This window comes from Dryocola boscaweniae (assembly GCF_025215095.1).
In the GTDB taxonomy this organism is placed as follows: Bacteria; Pseudomonadota; Gammaproteobacteria; order Enterobacterales; family Enterobacteriaceae; genus Dryocola; species Dryocola boscaweniae.
In genome coordinates, this window is record NZ_JALHAP010000080.1 from 1 (window position 1) to 18,696 (window position 18,696).

The window sequence follows — 18,696 nt, forward strand, 5'->3', positions numbered from 1 at the left end:
TATCCATTACTATAACAACGAGCGGATCAGCCTGAAATTAAAAGGCCTGAGTCCGGTAGAATACCGAACCCAGACCCCGATAGCCGCTTAACATGAACTGTCCAACTTTATGGGGTCAGTCCATTTCCCGGGTTTTTTTGACATTCAGGCACGACGTTTTTTTAAGCGATTATCTTTTTTCTCATCAATCGGTTTGCCGGACCAGTAGCCCGCCAGCAGCGAGCCGGAAAGGTTATGCCAGACTGAGAATAGCGCACCTGGCAGGGCGGCCAGCGGAGAGAAATAGATCTTACCGAGCGTGGCGGCAAGACCCGAGTTTTGCATTCCCACTTCGATAGCCAGCGTGCGGCAGGTCGATTCATCGAACCCAAACAGACGTCCGCCCCAGTAACCGCTCAGCAAGCCGATGCCGTTATGCAAAATCACCGCGACGATAACCATCAGGCCCACGGAGGCGATATTGCCCGCGCTGCCTGCGACTACGGCGCTGATAATCGCCAGAATGCAAACCATCGAAAATGCGGGCAGATAAGGCTCCACGCGTTTTACAAGGCGTGGGAAAAGGTGATGTACAATCAAACCAAGCCCAATTGGAATCACCACGATTTGCAGGATGCTGACCAGCATGCCCATTACATCCACTTTGATATCTGCATCGACATACAAACGTGTCAGCAGCGGCGTGGCGAACACGCCGACCAACGTTGAAACGGAAGAGATGGTTACCGAAAGGGCGACATCTCCTTTGGCCAGATAGATCATCACGTTTGAAGCCGTTCCGCTTGCCACGCTGCCCACCAGCACCATCCCGGCTGAAAGATCGGGCGGCATATGGAACAGCTTTGCCAGCACCCAGGCCGCCAGCGGCATAATCAAATAGTGAAGAAATGTCCCTGCCGCCACGGGGGCCGGGCGTGAAAGCACACGTTTGAAATCATCGATACGCAGATGCACGCCCATGCCGAACATAATCAGCATGAGAAGCGTGCTGACCCATGGGCCGATAGGGGTGAACGTGCCGGGAGTATAATAAGCGAGTACGGATAACAGCACTGCCCAGAGCGGGAAGAGCCGGGTTAATGTCGCGAGCATAACGAAATCCTTGCAAGTGTTTGTTGTGTTGTTTCTGGTTATAAAAATGCCGGGATCGAGCCCGGCATCTGGTATTCATCGCATGTACTGACGTTTTATTCAAACAGATTGTGATGCAGTTTCTGCACGACCTGTTCAGCGTCGTCGCCAGGCACCAGGAAGCACAGGTTGTAGCTGGATGCGCCGTAGCAAATCATGCGGATATTGAATGGATCCAGCACGCCAAATACTTCTTTACCCACGCCGCAAGCCTGAGAAAGCTCATTACCAATTATCGCGACCAGCGCGAGGTTTTCTTCCACTTCCACGCGGCACAGAGACGACAGTTCTGTCAGCAGAGCCGTGGTCAACAGGCTGTCGCCAGTCGAGGTAGAACCTGTCGTGTCCAGCGTCAACGCGACGCTCACTTCGGAAGTGGTTATCAGATCGACTGAAATATTATGGCGCGCCAGGATGCTGAATACTTCGGCCAGGAAGCCGCGTGAATGCAGCATATTGAGGCTATGCAGCGTCAGCAGCGTTTGTTTACGACGCAGGGCCAGAGCGCGGAACAGCGGCGGGTTATCCGTTTCATTGCAGACCAGTGTGCCGCCCGCTTTTGGGTCTTTACTTGAGCCAACGAACACCGGGATATCGCAGCGTACCGCTGGCAGCAGCGTGGCCGGGTGCAGAACTTTTGCGCCAAATGTCGCCATCTCGGCGGCTTCTTCAAAACCAATTTTATCGATGCGTTTTGCGGCTGGTACAACGCGTGGGTCGGTGGTGTAAATACCCGGCACGTCCGTCCAGATATCCACCCGGCATGCATGCAGCGCTTCGCCCAGAAGTGCTGCGGTATAATCGCTGCCGCCACGGCCAAGCGTAGTTGTACGGCCTTTCTCTTCACTGCCGATAAAGCCCTGGGTAATGACGATTGACTGTACCAGACGCGGCTGAAGCTGAATTTTCGCCAGCTCCGCCAGCGCTGCGACATCCGGTTCAGCGCGGCCAAAGCGATCGTTGGTACGCATAATTTTGCGGATATCGAACCACTGCGCGTCTACGCCGCGCTCACGCAGAATCTCAACAAACAGCAGCGTGGACATCAGTTCGCCGTGGCTAACCAGTTCGTCAGTCAGCGCGGTCGAAGTGGCAAGCGAGGCTGCTTCTGCAAGCGTGGTGATGTTTTCAAGCAGGCGTTCAATTTCTTCGCGAATAACCTGTGGATTAGCCAGGCGCTCGACGATGTCGTATTGAATCTTGCGAATGGCATCGAGTTTCACGAAACGTTCTGTCGCTTCCAGCCCTTCGGCCAGCGCGACCAGCAAATTGGTAACGCCCGCGGAAGCGGAAAGGACGACCAGGCGAACGTTTTCACCGGAGAGCACAACGTCGATGCTGCGGTTCATGGCGTCGAAATCAGCGACGCTGGTGCCGCCAAATTTGGCTACTACTGTCTGGGACATAACTTTCTCGTGTCGGGGAATAAAAAATAGCGACCTTGGCACAATGACAGAATGAATAACCGGGCCAGACGCAACTACTGCCCCCATAAATAAGAGCTGCGCGAGGTGCTGTCAACGCCGGGATTATGCGGATTTTTCATGCACCGCTGGCGGTCAGTAACAGGACTTATAATCGCGTCTATTTTTACCGTTTTTCCAGCAGATTTGCCTCTCTCCACGACGCAGGCATAAAAATCATCACAAATCGCGTTTTGTGGATATACAATTGACCGCAGTCACAGTTCTCAAATCAAAAGGGTAACGCTATGAAAAATATCAACCCAACGCAGACCGCTGCATGGCAGGCTTTACAGGCGCATTTTGACGAAATGAAAGACGTCACTATCGCCGAGCTTTTCGCACAGGATGCCGACCGCTTTACTAAATTCTCCGCCACGTTCGACGATTTAATGCTGGTGGATTACTCCAAAAACCGCATCACCGAAGAGACCCTGGCTAAGCTGCAGGCGCTGGCAAAAGAGACCGATCTGCAGGGCGCCATCAAATCCATGTTCTCCGGTGAGAAAATCAACCGTACCGAAGACCGCGCCGTGCTGCACGTAGCCCTGCGTAACCGTAGCAATACCCCAATCATTGTTGACGGCAAAGATGTGATGCCGGAAGTAAACGCCGTGCTTGAGAAGATGAAAACCTTCTCAGAAAGCATCATCAGCGGCAGTTGGAAAGGTTATACCGGCAAAGCGATAACTGACGTTGTAAACATCGGTATCGGCGGTTCTGACCTTGGTCCGTTCATGGTGACCGAAGCGCTGCGCCCGTATAAAAACCATCTGAATATGCACTTTGTTTCCAACGTTGACGGCACCCACATTGCGGAAGTGCTGAAAAACGTCGATCCGGAAACCACGCTGTTCCTGGTTGCTTCCAAGACCTTCACCACGCAAGAAACCATGACCAACGCCCACAGCGCGCGTGACTGGTTCCTGGAAACCGCTGGCGACAATAAGCACGTAGCAAAACACTTCGCAGCGCTGTCCACCAACGCGAAAGCGGTTGGTGAGTTCGGTATTGACACCGCGAATATGTTCGAATTCTGGGACTGGGTTGGCGGTCGTTACTCTCTGTGGTCAGCGATCGGCCTGTCCATTATTCTTTCCGTGGGTTATGACAATTTCGTCGAGCTGCTCTCCGGCGCGCACGCGATGGACAAACACTTCGCAAACACGCCTGCAGAGCAAAACCTGCCGGTGCTGCTGGCGCTTATCGGTATCTGGTATAACAATTTCTTCGGCGCCGAAACCGAAGCGATTCTGCCATACGACCAGTACATGCACCGCTTTGCCGCTTACTTCCAGCAGGGCAACATGGAATCCAACGGTAAATACGTTGACCGTAACGGCAACGCGGTGGACTACCAGACTGGCCCAATCATCTGGGGCGAGCCGGGCACCAACGGCCAGCACGCGTTTTACCAGTTAATTCACCAGGGCACCAAAATGGTTCCTTGTGATTTCATCGCGCCTGCTACCACGCACAACCCGCTTTCCGACCACCATCCTAAGCTGTTGTCTAACTTCTTCGCGCAGACTGAAGCGCTGGCGTTCGGTAAATCCCGCGATGTGGTTGAGCAGGAATATGCGGACCAGGGTAAAGATCCAAAAACGCTGGAACACGTTGTGCCGTTTAAAGTATTTGAAGGCAACCGCCCAACCAACTCCATCCTGCTGCGTGAAATCACGCCGTTCAGCCTGGGCGCGTTGATTGCGCTGTATGAGCACAAAATCTTCACCCAGGGCGCAATCCTGAATATCTTCACCTTCGATCAGTGGGGCGTTGAGCTTGGCAAACAGCTAGCAAACCGCATCCTGCCGGAACTGGGCGATGATAAAACAATCAGCAGTCACGACAGCTCTACCAACGGGTTAATTAACCGTTATAAATCCTGGCGTGCGTAATAAGCTAAGTACGTAATGAAATAAGCCGGCCATCGCGCCGGCTTATTTATGAGATTAATCCCCTTGTCGCCTTATATTTGCAATTTCTCCCCGCTGAGGTTAATCCTAAAAATATCTATAGGCGGATAGTTTACCCGGGTTATTTTCAGATTTGTTAGATCATACTTTTTATTTATAGTGTAATTAACATATTGTTTTTTAACTATTTCTATTATCACAAATAACGACTAAATTGTTATTTTTACCTCTTGTCTTAAAGTTTCCTCTCTATTTCCCCATCGCCCTGATTGTCATCTCTTGTTGTGTATACTCGATCCCGCCTGAAACTCATTTTGGGCAAATCTCCATTCATTCAATGAAGGGAAATTGTTATGAAGAAAGTTATTTATGGCGCTTTAGCCATATTCACGCTGGCAGCGGCTGGCGCGGCGAGTGCTGACCCGGTTGCAGTGGGTGAAGCGGCTGGCGCGCAAGCCACGAGTGTGTCCGCAGGAAGTTCTACTGCGACCAGCGCCAGCACTGTCGGGTCAGCGGTGGGAGTAGCGCTAGCTGCAACCGGTGGTGGCGACGGTTCTAATACCGGGACTACCACGACCACGACGACCAGCACCCAGTAACTTCACCGGTGCTTTAACCCTAACCACACTTCGGTGTGGTTATTTAGCCTTCGGGGACACGTCGTGCAGCGACTTTCAATTCTTCTTGTTTGCCTGTTACTTCAGGCTTGCTCCGCCACCACCAAAGGTCTTGGCTCTTCGTTGTGGCACAGCATCGTTGGCAGCGACGGCGTGCAGCTCACTGATGACGACATTCAGAACATGCGCTACGCCAGCCAGTACATGAGTATTAACAACGGCCCGCAACTGTTTGTGGTGCTGGCGTATGACGAAAACGGTCAACAAAAATGGGTGACGCAGGACCGGGCGATGATTAACACCCAGAGCGGACGCGTGGTGAAAACGACGGGGCTTGGCGACAACTTACAGCAGGTAACCAACCTTACCGACGACCCGCTGGTCAAAGTTAACCAGATTATTGACGGCGCAAACTGGACGCGGCAAATGGCCTGGACCGAGCACCAGCAGGTGCGGATGGCGACGGCGCGTTCTACTTTCACCTGGGACGGCACCGACACGCTAAAAGTCGGCAGTAATGTAACGCCGGTTCGTGTACTCGACGAAGAAATCACCGCAGCAGGAAAAACCTGGAATAACCGTTACTGGGTAGATGCCGAAGGGCATATCCGTAAATCGAAACAATACCTTGGCCCGGATTACTGGCCGATTACTACGGTTCTGTTGAAGGCGGCAAGAGAATGAAAATAAAAGCCTCAATTACGCCTGGTGGCAACAAGCGGTGGATAGCGCGTTGCTTATCCACCCTGCGAACAGAGAAATATAGTGTTTTGAGTAGGGCGGGTAAGCGCAGCGCCACCCGCCGGGTTTCATGGCTGGGGGGCTGCCTGCTTACGCTCACCAGCTCTCTTGCTCTCGCCGCAGGAAACGTGACTCTTTATCCCGGCAACCACCAGCCGCCGCAGAAGTTAACCGACGTCGAGCGCCTGGCGGATTTAGTCGCTCAACCTTCCTTAAGCCGTGCCTGGTGGCCGGGCGCTGTTATTAGCGAGCGTCAGGCAACTGCCGCGGCCGAGCAGCAGCACCAGACACTGCTGGCGGCGTTAAGCCGCTTTGCAGCGCAAGAAGAAGGCGATGAGGCGGCGGCCATCAACAGCGTTCGCCAGCAACTGCAGGCCATCAAAGTGACGGGGCGACAGTTTGTTGACCTCGATCCGGACTGGGTGCGCGTGCGCCCTCGCTCCAATGTGCCTTTGCAGGGAGAGTACAGCCTTTGGGCCGGCCCCCAGCCATCGACAATCACCCTGATGGGGCTGGTGAGTTCACCGGGCGTGAAGCCGTTCGTTGCGGGACGCAGCGCGGATGAATATCTGGATGGCATAAACAGGTTGAGCGGTGCCGATCGCAGCTATGCCTGGGTGATTTATCCCGATGGGAAAACTGAAAAAGCGCCGATCGCTTACTGGAATAAGCGCCACGTGGAATTACTGCCGGGCAGCATTCTCTTCGTCGGTTTTTCCGGGCGCCTTTTCGATTCAGATTTTAATGAACTGAACCAGCAAATCCTTACTTCCCTGACCCATCGGATACCGGATTGATGAAAAAAAAATATCTCTACAGCCTGCTGGCGCTGGCCGTGTCATCTGCCTGTCAGGCCGAAACTTTTCCGGCGCCCGTTGGCCCGTCGCAATCTGACTTTGGCGGCGTAGGCCTGATGCAAACGCCGACTGCGCGCATGGCGCGTACCGGAGAGTTTAGCGCGAACTATCGCGATAACGATCAGTACCGTTTTTACTCCGCATCTATTCAGCTTTTCCCGTGGCTGGAAACCACCCTGCGCTATACCGACGTACGTACCAAAAAGTACAGCTCCGTAGATGCGTTTTCGGGCGACCAGACCTACAAAGATAAGGCTTTTGACCTGAAAGTGCGTCTCTGGGAAGAAGGGTATTATCTGCCGCAGGTGGCGGTTGGCGCGCGAGATTTAGGCGGGACCGGCTTGTTCGACGGCGAGTACGTCGTGGCGAGCAAAGCCTGGGGCCCGTTCGATTTCTCTCTCGGCATGGGCTGGGGCTACATGGGAACCAGCGGCAACGTGAAAAACCCGTTCTGCGAAGTCAGCAACAGCTTCTGCTATCGTGACAACAGCTACAATCAGGCCGGTTCGTTCGACTTTGGCGGCATGTTCCACGGCCCGGCTTCCTTGTTCGGCGGTATTGAATACCAGACGCCGTGGCAGCCGCTGCGGCTAAAAGTGGAATACGAAGGCAATAACTACGCGCAAGACTTTGCCGGCAAGCTTGAACAGCGCAGCAACTTTAACGTCGGCGCTATCTATCGCGTCACCGATTGGGCCGACGTTAACGTCAGCTATGAGCGCGGCAATACTTTTATGTTTGGCGTGACTTTGCGTACTAACTTCAACGATCTGCGTCCGGGCTATAACGATAATCGTCGTCCGCAATACCAGCCGAATCCTCAGGACGAAATCCTGCAGCATAACGTTGTCGCCAACCAGCTTACGCTTCTTAAGTACAACGCGGGTCTCGCGAACCCGAATATTCAGGTGAAAGGCGATACGATGTACGTGACCGGTGAACAGGTGAAATACCGCGATTCCCGTGAAGGCATCGAACGTGCGAACCGCATCGTGATGAACGACCTGCCGGAAAATATCCGCACCATTCGCATTACCGAGACCCGCCTGAATATGCCGCAGGTGACGACCGAAACGGATGTTTCCAGCCTGCGCCATCATCTGGAAGGCGAACCGCTGGGGCACGAAACGCAGCTAGCGCAAAAACGCATTGAGCCGGTGGTGCCAGAGAAAACCGAGCAGGGTTATTACATCGACAAATCCCGCGTGAACTTCTCGCTTGACCCGGTGCTCAATCAGTCCATTGGCGGGCCGGAAAGCTTCTACATGTATCAGGTTGGCGTGATGGGAACCGCTGACTGGTGGGTGACTGACCACTTGCTGACCACGGGCAGCGTCTTTGCAAACATCGCTAATAACTACGACAAGTTTAACTACACCAATCCGCCAAACGATTCGACGCTGCCGCGCGTGCGTACCCACGTTCGTGATTATGTAGAAAATGACGTCTATGTGAATAACCTGCAGGCCAACTACTTCCAGTATCTCGGCAACAGTTGGTACGGGCAGGTTTACGGCGGCTATCTTGAAACCATGTACGGCGGGGCAGGGGCAGAAGTGCTTTACCGACCGGTGGATAGCAACTGGGCCATTGGCGCTAACGCAAACTATGTTAAGCAGCGTGACTGGCGCAGCGCGCAGGACATGATGAAATTTACCGATTACAGCGCGCCGACCGGCCACCTGACGGGCTACTGGACGCCGCCGTTTGCCGATGACGTGCTGGTGAAACTGAGCGTGGGTCAGTATCTGGCGAAAGATAAGGGCGGCACGCTGGAGATCTCCAAACGCTTCGACAGCGGCGTTGTTGTGGGCACCTACGCCACTATCACCAACGTGTCAAAACAGGAATACGGGGAAGGGGACTTCACCAAAGGGTTCTACGTGAACGTGCCGCTGGATATCTTCACCTCGTCACCAACCCGCAGCCGCGCGCAGATTGGCTGGACGCCGCTCACCCGAGATGGCGGACAGATGCTGGGGCGCAAGTTTGATTTGTACAGTATGACGAGCGATCGAAGCCTGAACTTCCGGTAAAGACGCACTCTCATCCTGGCCCTCTCCCTTTCAGGGGGTGGGTCAGCCCGCTTATATAAGTAAATAATCTGGATCCAGATCACATTTTCAACGTATAACGGCCTTTCGGGACCCCAACCTGAAGGTGCTGTTATGACGACTATCACCCGCGTTGAGCTGATCTCCACCGTCTTGCAAACGGTACTGAATCTTGGCCTGCTGACGCTTGGCCTGATCCTCATTATCTTTCTCGGTAAAGAAACCCTGCACCTTGCCAACGTGCTGTTTACCCCCAGCGAACAGGCCAGCAAGTACCTGTTTATCGAGGGGCTGGTGGTCTACTTTCTCTACTTCGAATTTATTGCCCTGATCGTCAAATACTTCCAGTCCGGCTATCACTTCCCGCTGCGTTATTTTATTTATATCGGCATTACCGCCATCGTTCGGCTGATCATCATTGACCACAAGCAGCCGCTGGACGTGCTTATCTATTCCGGTGCGATTTTGTTGCTGGTCATCACGCTTTGGCTGTGTAACAGCAGCCGGTTAAAGCGGGAATAAAAAAGGGGCGGCCCGAAGGCCGCCAGAAGTGATACGAGGACAAGTTGAGGGTTGCAGTGGCATGTAAAGCAATTTACGGCAATGACTTACAGGAATACGGTAACCTTAGCCCTTGACGCCGCCTGCCGTCAGGCCGCCTACCAGCCAGCGCTGTGCCAGCAGGAATACTAAGGTAATCGGGATAGCAGACAGTACGGCTGCCGCAGCAAAGTCGCCCCACAGGTAGTTTTGCGGGTTGAGATACTGCTGCATACCTACTGCCAGGGTGTAACTGTTCACATCGCGCAATAACAGCGAAGCCACCGGCACTTCGGTAATCGCGGCAATGAACGACAGAATAAAGACAACCGCCAGAATCGGTACGGAGAGCGGCAACAGCACCAGGCGGAAGGCTTGCCACGGCGTTGCGCCATCCAGCGCTGCCGCTTCTTCAAGGGAGCCGTCGATGGTTTCGAAATAGCCTTTAATCGTCCAGACGTGCAGGGCGATGCCGCCAAGGTAGGCGAAGATCACCCCGCCATGCGTATTTAAACCGATAAACGGAATGTACTGGCCGAGACGGTCAAACAACGCGTACAACGCCACCAGGGACAGTACCGCCGGGAACATCTGGAAAATCAGCATCCCTTTGAGCAGCGTGGCTTTGCCCGGGAAGCGCATCCGGGCAAAGGCATAGGCGCAGGTAGTGGAAAGCGCGACGATGCCAATCGCCGTAATTACCGCGATTTTGATTGAGTTCCACAGCCATAACATGACCGGGAAAGGCGGCGGCGTAACGCGCCCGTCGGCGTGCTCGACGCTAAACCCTAACGCCAGCTTCCAGTGCTCCCAGGAAACCTGGTCCGGAATGATGCTGCCGGTCGCAAAGTTGCCCGGACGCAGCGAAATAGCGATAACCATCAGCAGCGGGAACATAATCGCTGCGATAAATAGCAGTAACAGCAGATGCGTGGTGAATAAACGCAGCTTTTGAGATTTGGGTTGAACCATGGCCATGAGTGTCGCTCCTTAATCAAACTTCATGCGGGTGGCTTTCAGGTTAACAATCGCAAGCGCGCCGACCAGCAGGAAGATAAGCGTCGCGATAGCCGCAGCTAAGCCGAAGTCCTGGCCGCCGCCGCCTTCAAAGGCGATGCGGTAGGTGTAGCTCACCAGCAAATCCGTATAACCGGCAGGCGTTGTGGTGCCAAGTCTGTCCGGGCCGCCGTTGGTTAACAGTTGAATCAGCACGAAGTTGTTAAAGTTAAAGGCAAAGCTGGCAATCATCAGCGGCGTTAGCGGCTTAATCAGCAGCGGCAGCGTGATTTTAAAGAAGTTCTGGAACGGGCCTGCGCCATCCATCGCCGAGGCTTCGTAAAGATCGTCCGGAATTGCTTTGAGCAGACCCATGCACAGGATCATCATGTACGGGTAGCCAAGCCAGGTGTTAACGATGATGATCATCGAACGCGCGGTGGTCGGGTCGCTGAACCACGCCGGTTTAATGCCGAACAACGCGCTCAGCATCATGTTGATTTCACCGAAGCTCTGGTTGAACAAGCCTTTGAAAATCAGGATAGAAATGAACGACGGCACCGCGTAAGGAAGAATCAACAGCACGCGATAAACCGCTTTGCCTTTCAGCGAATCCCATTGCACCAGGCACGCCAACACCATGCCCACCGCTACGGTCAGCACAACCGTTAACAGCGAGAAGATAACCGTCCAGACGAAAATCGCGAGGAACGGTTTCTGAATGCCTTCGTCATGGAAGACGCGCAGGAAGTTTTTCCAGCCGATGGTAACGGTATAGCCAGGACTTAACTGCTCGTTGCCCCAGTTTCCGTCGGCGTTAACGGACTGATAAAAACCGATGTCGTTATTCGGGCGGTACTTCACGCCGCTTTGGTTGTTAGTCAGCTCGCCGTTTTCACCTTGCGTATAGAGCGGGCGGGTGCCGGAGAACTGGCGCAGAGAGCTCATGACCAGCGTGCTGGCGTCCGGCATTTCTGCGGTAATTTGCGTCAGCGCCAGGCGGTTTTGCGTAATTACGCGCAGATTGGCTTTAACACCCGCAGGCAGCGCATCGGCTTCTTTGAGTTTCAGATGCTGCTCGCCGCCAAATTTGAAGTTATCAGAAATGAAATTTTTGCCGCTTTCGCCGTCGGTGAGAGCCAGTTGCCACTCGTCGCCAGCCGGATAGAGACCGAAGTTAAAGGTTTTTCCCGCCTGATACTGGCGGTCCATCAGCACCTGTTGCGCGCGCTCCTGAGTGAGCTGGTTAGTACTGCTGTAGTTGGTAAAAGCGATGGCGATGGTACAAACGAGCGGGAACAGAACAAACAGCCCCATCCCGGCAAGCCCCGGGTAGACATAACGCCAGGCATAAGCCTTGCGGTTCGCATAAATGTATAAGCCGATTGAGCTTAAAATCAGCGTCATAATGGCAAACAGGTACTCCCCCTGGGCGTACATTAAAACAACAAGATAGCCGACCAGCAGGCCTAACAACCCGACCACTGACCATTTCAGCGACTCGTTTTGCCACCAGCGGCCCTTTTTAACTGCATCCATGGGGTCTTCCTCTACTTCTTCTACAACGTCTTAAAGCGGTGGATGGCACGGCGTTTACCCGCCCTACGGGAAACGTAGGGCGGGTAAGCATCGCGCCACCCGCCATTTTTTTACTTGGTGATACGGCCCTGAGCATCTTTCATCGCGGCGTCAACGGTCTGGCGACCGCTTACTGCGTTGATGACGGCAGTCCGCACGGCATACCAGAAGGAAGCCATCTGCGGAACGTTTGGCATGATTTCGCCTTTCTGGGCGTTTTCCATGGTGGAGGCAATACGCGGATCTTTTGCTAACTGATCCTGGAAGGATTTCAGCGCAACGGCGCCCAGCGGCTTATCTTTATTGACTTCAGCCAGGCCCTGATCGGTCATCAGGTAGTTTTCCAGGAACTCTTTAGCCAGCTCTTTGTTCGGGCTGGCGGCGTTGATACCGGCGCTCAGCACGCCAACGAACGGTTTAGACGGCTTGCCTTTGAAGGTTGGCAGCAGCGTAACGCCGTAGTTGATTTTACTCTTATCGATGTTGGACCACGCCCACGGACCGTTAATGGTCATCGCGGTTTCGCCTTTGTTAAAGGCGGCTTCGGCGATGGAGTAATCGGTATCGGCATTCATGTGTTTGTTTTTGATGAGGTCAACCAGGAAAGACAGGCCCGCTTTCGCACCCGCGCTGTCCACGCCCACATCTTTCACGTCGTATTTGCCGTTTTCGAGTTTGAACGCGTAGCCGCCGTCAGCAGCGATAAGCGGCCAGGTAAAGTACGGTTCTTGCAGGTTGAACATCAAAGCGCTCTTGCCTTTCGCCTTCAGCTCTTTATCCAGCGCCGGGATTTCTTCCCAGGTTTTCGGCGGCGTAGGCACCAGGTCTTTGTTGTAAATCAGGGAAAGCGCTTCAACCGCTACCGGATAAGCAATGATTTTGCCGTTATAGCGAACCGCATCCCAGGTAAACGGATAAAGTTTGTCCTGGAAAGCTTTGTCTGGCGTGATTTCGGCCAGCAGGCCCGATTGCGCGTAACCACCAAAACGGTCATGAGCCCAGAAAATAATGTCCGGACCATCGCCCGTTGCCGCAACCTGCGGGAATTTTTCTTCCAGCTTGTCCGGATGCTCGATGGTCACTTTGATCCCGGTATCTTTTTCAAATTTCTTACCGACTTCAGCCAGGCCGTTATAGCCCTTGTCGCCGTTAATCCAGATGACCAGTTTACCTTCTTCAATTTTTGCCAGTGCAGAGGCGGAAAACATCATCGTTGTCAGTGCTGACAGGGCGAGAATGCGGGCGCCGGTTTTAATTTTCATGTGTCCCATCCTGTTGAGTGATAGAGGTAGAACGAATTGACACGGTCAGTCTGCGGAGATGGCAAGCGCTTCTCATCCTCCCTCGGTCTACGCCCCACCCCTGTTATCTGTGATCTGCTTTGCATAACTGCCAGTTATGTGTCCTGGCGCACGTAAAAGGTCGCGGAAATTTGAAACCAGGATCACGAAAATCTCTTGCGGGGCCTGTAACCGGTTGCAGAAAGCCTTCTCTCATCCTCCCGCCTCCTCCCCCATAAAAAACCGCAGGGGTGGAGGATTCACACAATGTATGAATCGTTCATAGTCCGACACATCTTGATTCACCTCTTTGTTGGCAGCAGCACCCGGTTGGCAACATGTAGTAATAAAGGGAGAAGGGCATGGCAAGCGTACAGCTACGGAACGTCACAAAAGCCTGGGGCGATGTGGTGGTATCGAAAGATATCAACCTGGATATCCAGGAAGGTGAGTTCGTGGTCTTTGTTGGGCCGTCAGGCTGCGGCAAATCCACATTACTGCGTATGATTGCCGGCCTCGAAACCGTAACCAGTGGTGATTTGTTTATTGGCGAAAAGCGAATGAATGACGTGCCGCCCGCAGAACGCGGCATCGGGATGGTGTTCCAGTCTTATGCGCTTTACCCGCATCTGTCTGTGGCGGAAAACATGTCCTTTGGCCTGAAGCTCGCCGGCGCCAAAAAAGACGAAATTAATCAACGGGTCAATCAGGTTTCTGAAACCTTACAGCTCGCGCACCTGCTCGACCGCCGTCCTAAAGCGCTTTCAGGCGGACAGCGTCAGCGCGTTGCCATTGGCCGTACGCTGGTGGCTGAGCCGCGAGTGTTTTTACTCGATGAACCTCTTTCTAACCTCGATGCTGCGCTGCGTGTGCAGATGCGTATCGAGATCTCCCGTCTGCACAAGCGCCTGGGGCGCACCATGATTTACGTCACCCACGATCAGGTAGAAGCCATGACGCTCGCCGACAAGATTGTGGTGCTGGACGCGGGTCGTGTGGCGCAGGTGGGGAAACCGCTCGAACTTTATCACTATCCAGCAGATCGTTTCGTCGCGGGCTTTATCGGTTCGCCAAAGATGAACTTCCTGCCGGTAAAAGTGACTGCCACAGCAATCGATCAGGTCCAGGTTGAATTACCAAACCGTCAGCAAGTCTGGCTGCCGGTGGAAAGTAGCCAGGTTCAGGTGGGTGCCAATATGTCCCTTGGCATTCGTCCGGAGCATCTGCTGCCAAGCGATATCGCCGACGTCACCCTTGAAGGTGAAGTGCAGGTGGTAGAGCAGCTAGGTCATGAAACTCAGATTCACATCCAAATCCCCGCCATTCGTCAGAACCTGGTGTACCGCCAGAATGACGTGGTGTTGGTAAAAGAGGGTGCCACATTCGCTATTGGCCTGCCGCCAGAGCGTTGCCATCTGTTCCGTGAGGATGGCACCGCATGTCGTCGGTTGCATCAAGAGCCAGGCGTTTAAGCACTCCCATAAAAAAGAAAAGCAATGATCTCAGGAGATAGAACGATGATTACTCTGCGCAAACTCCCACTGGCGGTTGCCGTAGCAGCAGGCGTTATGTCTGTTCAGGCGCTGGCTGTGGACTTCCACGGTTATGCCCGTTCTGGTATCGGCTGGACCGGTAGCGGCGGCCCACAAGAGTGCTTCCAGGCAACTGGTGCTCAATCTAAATACCGTCTTGGTAACGAATGTGAAACCTATGCGGAAATTAAATTAGGTCAGGAAGTATGGAAAGAAGGCGATAAGAGCTTCTATTTCGATTCCAACATTGCCTATAACTCTCCTCAGTTGAACGACTGGGAAGATACCAATACCCCGGCTATTCGTGAATTTAACGTCGTCGGTAAAAACCTGATTGATTCGCTGCCTGGCGCAAACATGTGGGCTGGTAAGCGTTTCTATCAGCGTCATGACGTGCACATGATCGACTTCTACTACTGGGATATCTCCGGTCCTGGTGCAGGTCTGGAAAACATTGACGTTGGCGCCGGTAAGCTTGCTTTTGCTGCTACCCGTTCCTCTGAATCCGGCGGCTCTTCAGCCTTTGGCGATCGCGATCCGGTAACCGGCGAGCGTACTTATAATAACGACGTACCAAACGACGTATTCGACGTCCGCTGGTCTGGTCTGGAAATCAACCCGGGCGGTACCCTGGAACTGGGCGTTGACTACGGTCACACCAATATTCCTGACGACTACTACCTGCAGCCAGGCGCTTCTAAAGACGGCTGGATGGGTACCATTGAACACACCCAGAGCATGCTGAAAGGCTACAACAAATTCGTAGTTCAGTACGCAACCGATTCTATGACCTCTCAGGGTAAAGGTCAGGCGCAAGGCGGGAGTGTTAACAACGACGGTCACATGATCCGCGTTATCGACCACGGCGCTATTACTCTGGCAGACCGCTGGGACCTGATGTATGTCGGTATGTACCAGAACCTGGATATGGATGATAACCAGGGTACTGAATGGTACACCGTGGGCGTGCGTCCAATGTTCAAATGGACGCCAATCATGAGCACCCTGCTGGAAGTCGGCTACGACAACGTGAAATCCCAGGAAACTGGCGATCGTAACGGCCAGTACAAAATTACCCTGGCACAACAGTGGCAGGCAGGTGACAGCATCTGGTCCCGTCCGGCGCTGCGTGTCTTTGCAACCTACGCCAAGTGGGATGAGAAATGGGGCTATGCCAAAGATGGCGACGGCAACGCTACCCGCTTTGCAATTGCTGACTCTACCGGCAACGGTACCATCTCTAACAGCCGCGGCGACAACGATGAGTTCACCTTCGGCGCCCAGATGGAAATCTGGTGGTAATCAAGCTTTAACCTGACGTTATGAAACGATGGAGGAGGTGCCACTGCCTCCTCCATCGCATTACCCTTGTATGCCTAAATCCGTTTCAGGTGGAACGCGCTATTGCCTGGCTACCGTCCACCGTCTCCAGTTCGAGGTTTATAACAATGAAAATGAAAAAAAGTCTCCTCGCACTCTGCTTATCCGCAGGGTTGCTCGCAAACCTGCCGGGCGTAAGCCTGGCCGATGTAAATATCGTGCCGCAGGATCTCAGCGCTGCGCCAGCTATTCCCGCCTCTACGCTCCAGCAACTTCAGTGGACGCCGGTTAGCCAGAATAAAGCGCACACCACAAACCTTGCGACTGGTGGACAGTCGGTGAATGTCGGCGAAATTATTGGCCCGGTGGCTGCTTATAGCGTTCCGGCTAATATTGGCGAACTGACGATTACTCTCACAAGCCAGGTTGAGAAAAATACGGTCTTTGCGCCAAACGTTTTGGTTCTGGACCAAAACCTCAAGCCGGCCGCGTACTTCCCAAGCAGCTTCTTCACCTACCAGGAGCCCGGCGTCATGTCGGATAATCGTCTGGAAGGGACTTTTAAGTTAACGCCAGCGTTGGGGCAGCAAAAACTCTATTTACTGGTATTTACGACCAGTAACGATACAAAACAAACCACAACGATGGTTGATCCTGCCAAAGCTTATGCCAAAGGAAACGGTAATGCGATCCCTGACATTCCCGATCCGATTGCAACCCATGGCACAACGGGTACGCTAAAATTGCGCGCCAAGACTTCTTCTGGTTCCAGCATCCTGGTCGGCCCACTCTTTGGCTCTTCAGGCCCGGACCCGGTTACGGTCGGTAACACCGCCGCGCCAGCATCAACTTATGCCGCGCCAGCTCCAGCCGCCACTTATACAGCTCCGGTTGGCGCGACAGCCGCGGCTGCTGCACCGGCTGAGAAGAGCGAACCTATTTTGAACGACACGGAAAGCTACTATAACCAGGCCATCAAGCAAGCCGTGGATAAAGGGGATGTCGATAAGGCCCTGAAACTGCTGAACGAAGCCGAGCGTCTGGGTTCCACCTCCGCCCGTAAAACTTTTATCAGCAGTGTAAAAGGCAAGGGGTAAGCATTTCCCCACAGTGCTGATGCTTGTAAGATTGGTGCGCCCTGGTGGCGCACCCTTTTTTTATTCATAACCTGTCATGTTGCGCCTTTGTTGCGCTTTGCCTGCCACGTTCTACCCATTCTGCGTTACAATGACCACAAGTTATGTATCGGAGAATTCCCCATGTCTGAGGCGCTATCGCAACTGCGCGCCCTTAACTTCTTTGCTGAAATCCCTGATGGGTTAAGCGCCGCTTTTCTCGACTGGCTTTTGCTCGAAGACTCAATGACAAAGCGCTTTGAACAACATTGTTCGCGCGTCACGGTAGAAATCGTCCGCGAAGGTTTTGTGACTGCGGACGAGCAGCTACCTGAAGCTGAATTGCTTCCTCCCGCAGGACGCTACTGGTTACGTGAAATAGTATTATGTGGCGATGGCGTACCCTGGCTTGTCGGGCGCACTGTCGTGCCTGAATCCACGCTCGGCGGCCCCGAATTGGCTTTACAAAAGCTCGGCACCACGCCGCTTGGACGCTATCTTTTTAGTTCATCTACTCTGACACGCGATTTTATTCAGATTGGCCGCAGCGCGGAGCTGTGGGGGCGTCGTTCCCGCCTTAGACTGTCCGATAAGCCTTTGTTGCTCACCGAACTGTTTCTGCCTGCGTCACCGCTTTATAAAGAGGAAAAATAATGGAGTGGAGTCTTTCACAAGGAAAGTTCCAGGCGTATATGCGCCTGATGCGGCTGGATAAGCCTATCGGATCGCTTTTACTGCTCTGGCCGACGCTATGGGCCTTGTGGCTTGCGACGCCCGGCGTACCTTCGCTGACGATTTTAGCGATATTCATCGCAGGCGTCTGGATGATGCGCGCCGCCGGTTGTGTGGTGAATGATTATGCCGACCGTAAATTCGACGGCCACGTAAAGCGTACGGCCCATCGCCCTTTGCCAAGCGGAGCGGTAAGCGAAAAAGAAGCCCGTATCCTTTTTGTCTTCCTGGTGTTGCTTTCGTTTGCGCTGGTGTTAACGCTTAATACTATGACGATTTTGCTGTCGGTGGCGGCGCTTGCGCTGGCCTGGGTGTATCCGTTTATGAAGCGCTACACGCATTTGCCGCAGGTGGTGCTGGGCGCCGCGTTTGGCTGGTCAATCCCGATGGCCTTCGCCGCCGTGAGCGAAAGCGTGCCGCTAAGCTGCTGGCTGATGTTCCTGGCAAACATCTGCTGGGCGGTCGCCTATGACACGCAATATGCGATGGTTGATCGCGATGACGATTTGAAAATCGGCATTAAATCCACGGCGATTCTGTTTGGCCGCTTTGATAATCTCATTATTGGCGTGCTGCAAATTGCGGTGATGGCGCTGATGGCGGTGATTGGCTGGCTGAACGGGCTGGGCGGGGAGTATTACTGGGCGATTGCCCTTGCCGGGGCGCTGTTTATTCATCAGCAAAGGCTAACGGCAAAGCGCGAAAGAGACGCCTGCTTCCGGGCATTTCTAAACAATAACTACGTTGGGCTGGTACTGTTTATCGGCCTGGCATTGAGTCTGATGCGCTTCTGAAACACGGCGGATGGCGCTTTTGCTTATCCG

17 protein-coding genes are annotated in these 18,696 nt (G+C 53.7%); 12 read left to right on the forward strand and 5 right to left on the reverse strand.

The genetic code is table 11. From position 1 onward, the window contains the following. Positions 1–91, forward strand: a 91-nt coding sequence (locus MUA00_RS14010; RefSeq protein ID WP_271123946.1) for an IS3 family transposase, incomplete at its 5' end; no start/stop codon positions are given. 53 nt (positions 92–144) lie between these two features. On the opposite strand, the gene panS is transcribed toward MUA00_RS14010, so the two are convergent. Together panS and lysC are read right to left on the reverse strand one after the other, a co-directional pair. Continuing rightward, a complete protein-coding gene (gene panS, locus MUA00_RS14015) occupies positions 145–1,092 on the reverse strand; it encodes a ketopantoate/pantoate/pantothenate transporter PanS (protein ID WP_271123653.1) in 948 nt (315 codons plus the stop codon). 95 nt (positions 1,093–1,187) lie between these two features. Next, the gene (lysC, locus tag MUA00_RS14020; RefSeq protein WP_271123654.1) at positions 1,188–2,537 is read right to left on the reverse strand and encodes a lysine-sensitive aspartokinase 3; all 1,350 of its coding nucleotides are present in this window, start codon (positions 2,535–2,537) and stop codon (positions 1,188–1,190) included. A 305-nt stretch (positions 2,538–2,842) separates the two neighbouring features. On the opposite strand from lysC, the gene pgi reads away from it, so the two are divergent. From pgi to psiE, 6 genes are all read left to right on the forward strand, one after another. Beyond that, entirely contained in the window at positions 2,843–4,492 is a 1,650-nt protein-coding gene (gene pgi / locus MUA00_RS14025) for a glucose-6-phosphate isomerase (RefSeq protein ID WP_271123655.1), read from the forward strand. Positions 4,493–4,863: 371 nt separating this feature from the next. After that, positions 4,864–5,109 (forward strand): exopolysaccharide production protein YjbE, encoded by a 246-nt coding sequence (gene yjbE / locus MUA00_RS14030; RefSeq protein ID WP_121266729.1) that lies wholly within the window; start codon positions 4,864–4,866, stop codon positions 5,107–5,109. A 63-nt stretch (positions 5,110–5,172) separates the two neighbouring features. Then, entirely contained in the window at positions 5,173–5,811 is a 639-nt protein-coding gene (locus MUA00_RS14035) for a YjbF family lipoprotein (protein WP_271123656.1), read from the forward strand. An 86-nt stretch (positions 5,812–5,897) separates the two neighbouring features. Next, positions 5,898–6,665, forward strand: coding sequence for a capsule biosynthesis GfcC D2 domain-containing protein (locus MUA00_RS14040; RefSeq protein WP_408639714.1), 768 nt, complete (start codon positions 5,898–5,900; stop codon positions 6,663–6,665). Continuing rightward, positions 6,665–8,761 (forward strand): YjbH domain-containing protein, encoded by a 2,097-nt coding sequence (locus MUA00_RS14045; RefSeq protein WP_271123657.1) that lies wholly within the window; start codon positions 6,665–6,667, stop codon positions 8,759–8,761. The genes MUA00_RS14040 and MUA00_RS14045 overlap by 1 nt, the downstream gene beginning before the upstream one ends. A 132-nt stretch (positions 8,762–8,893) precedes the next feature. Beyond that, the gene (gene psiE / locus MUA00_RS14050; RefSeq protein ID WP_271123658.1) at positions 8,894–9,301 is read left to right on the forward strand and encodes a phosphate-starvation-inducible protein PsiE; all 408 of its coding nucleotides are present in this window, start codon (positions 8,894–8,896) and stop codon (positions 9,299–9,301) included. Between the two features lie 105 nt (positions 9,302–9,406). Here the strand turns inward: psiE and malG are convergent, their stop codons facing one another. From malG to malE, 3 genes are all read right to left on the reverse strand, one after another. After that, positions 9,407–10,297 carry a maltose ABC transporter permease MalG gene (malG, locus tag MUA00_RS14055; RefSeq protein WP_271123659.1) on the reverse strand — a complete coding sequence of 297 codons (891 nt, stop codon included), beginning with the start codon at positions 10,295–10,297 and terminating at the stop codon, positions 9,407–9,409. Positions 10,298–10,309: 12 nt separating this feature from the next. Next, entirely contained in the window at positions 10,310–11,854 is a 1,545-nt protein-coding gene (malF, locus tag MUA00_RS14060; RefSeq protein WP_271123660.1) for a maltose ABC transporter permease MalF, read from the reverse strand. A 110-nt stretch (positions 11,855–11,964) separates the two neighbouring features. Continuing rightward, positions 11,965–13,155 (reverse strand): maltose/maltodextrin ABC transporter substrate-binding protein MalE, encoded by a 1,191-nt coding sequence (gene malE, locus MUA00_RS14065; protein WP_271123661.1) that lies wholly within the window; start codon positions 13,153–13,155, stop codon positions 11,965–11,967. A gap of 380 nt (positions 13,156–13,535) precedes the next feature. On the opposite strand from malE, the gene malK reads away from it, so the two are divergent. From malK to ubiA, 5 genes are all read left to right on the forward strand, one after another. After that, the gene (gene malK / locus MUA00_RS14070) at positions 13,536–14,645 is read left to right on the forward strand and encodes a maltose/maltodextrin ABC transporter ATP-binding protein MalK (RefSeq protein WP_167614363.1); all 1,110 of its coding nucleotides are present in this window, start codon (positions 13,536–13,538) and stop codon (positions 14,643–14,645) included. A gap of 24 nt (positions 14,646–14,669) precedes the next feature. Continuing rightward, positions 14,670–16,007, forward strand: a complete 1,338-nt coding sequence (locus MUA00_RS14075) for a maltoporin (RefSeq protein WP_271123662.1) — start codon at positions 14,670–14,672, stop codon at positions 16,005–16,007. A 146-nt stretch (positions 16,008–16,153) separates the two neighbouring features. Next, the gene (malM, locus tag MUA00_RS14080) at positions 16,154–17,122 is read left to right on the forward strand and encodes a maltose operon protein MalM (protein ID WP_271123663.1); all 969 of its coding nucleotides are present in this window, start codon (positions 16,154–16,156) and stop codon (positions 17,120–17,122) included. A 162-nt stretch (positions 17,123–17,284) separates the two neighbouring features. Further along, a complete protein-coding gene (gene ubiC / locus MUA00_RS14085; protein WP_271123664.1) occupies positions 17,285–17,794 on the forward strand; it encodes a chorismate lyase in 510 nt (169 codons plus the stop codon). Next, positions 17,794–18,666 (forward strand): 4-hydroxybenzoate octaprenyltransferase, encoded by an 873-nt coding sequence (gene ubiA / locus MUA00_RS14090; protein ID WP_271123665.1) that lies wholly within the window; start codon positions 17,794–17,796, stop codon positions 18,664–18,666. The genes ubiC and ubiA overlap by 1 nt, the downstream gene beginning before the upstream one ends. Positions 18,667–18,696 lie beyond the last annotated feature (30 nt).

Excerpts from the sequence above, each read along its gene's own strand:
- ubiA (WP_271123665.1), top strand. The coding sequence starts at position 17,794 with ATGGAGTGGAGTCTTTCACAAGGAAAGTTCCAGGCGTATATGCGCCTG.
- malG (WP_271123659.1), bottom strand. The coding sequence starts at position 10,297 with ATGGCCATGGTTCAACCCAAATCTCAAAAGCTGCGTTTATTCACCACG.
- MUA00_RS14075 (WP_271123662.1), top strand. The coding sequence starts at position 14,670 with ATGATCTCAGGAGATAGAACGATGATTACTCTGCGCAAACTCCCACTG.
- panS (WP_271123653.1), bottom strand. The coding sequence starts at position 1,092 with ATGCTCGCGACATTAACCCGGCTCTTCCCGCTCTGGGCAGTGCTGTTA.
- yjbE (WP_121266729.1), top strand. The coding sequence starts at position 4,864 with ATGAAGAAAGTTATTTATGGCGCTTTAGCCATATTCACGCTGGCAGCG.
- malF (WP_271123660.1), bottom strand. The coding sequence starts at position 11,854 with ATGGATGCAGTTAAAAAGGGCCGCTGGTGGCAAAACGAGTCGCTGAAA.
- psiE (WP_271123658.1), top strand. The coding sequence starts at position 8,894 with ATGACGACTATCACCCGCGTTGAGCTGATCTCCACCGTCTTGCAAACG.
- malM (WP_271123663.1), top strand. The coding sequence starts at position 16,154 with ATGAAAATGAAAAAAAGTCTCCTCGCACTCTGCTTATCCGCAGGGTTG.
- malK (WP_167614363.1), top strand. The coding sequence starts at position 13,536 with ATGGCAAGCGTACAGCTACGGAACGTCACAAAAGCCTGGGGCGATGTG.
- malE (WP_271123661.1), bottom strand. The coding sequence starts at position 13,155 with ATGAAAATTAAAACCGGCGCCCGCATTCTCGCCCTGTCAGCACTGACA.
- MUA00_RS14045 (WP_271123657.1), top strand. The coding sequence starts at position 6,665 with ATGAAAAAAAAATATCTCTACAGCCTGCTGGCGCTGGCCGTGTCATCT.
- ubiC (WP_271123664.1), top strand. The coding sequence starts at position 17,285 with ATGTCTGAGGCGCTATCGCAACTGCGCGCCCTTAACTTCTTTGCTGAA.
- lysC (WP_271123654.1), bottom strand. The coding sequence starts at position 2,537 with ATGTCCCAGACAGTAGTAGCCAAATTTGGCGGCACCAGCGTCGCTGAT.
- pgi (WP_271123655.1), top strand. The coding sequence starts at position 2,843 with ATGAAAAATATCAACCCAACGCAGACCGCTGCATGGCAGGCTTTACAG.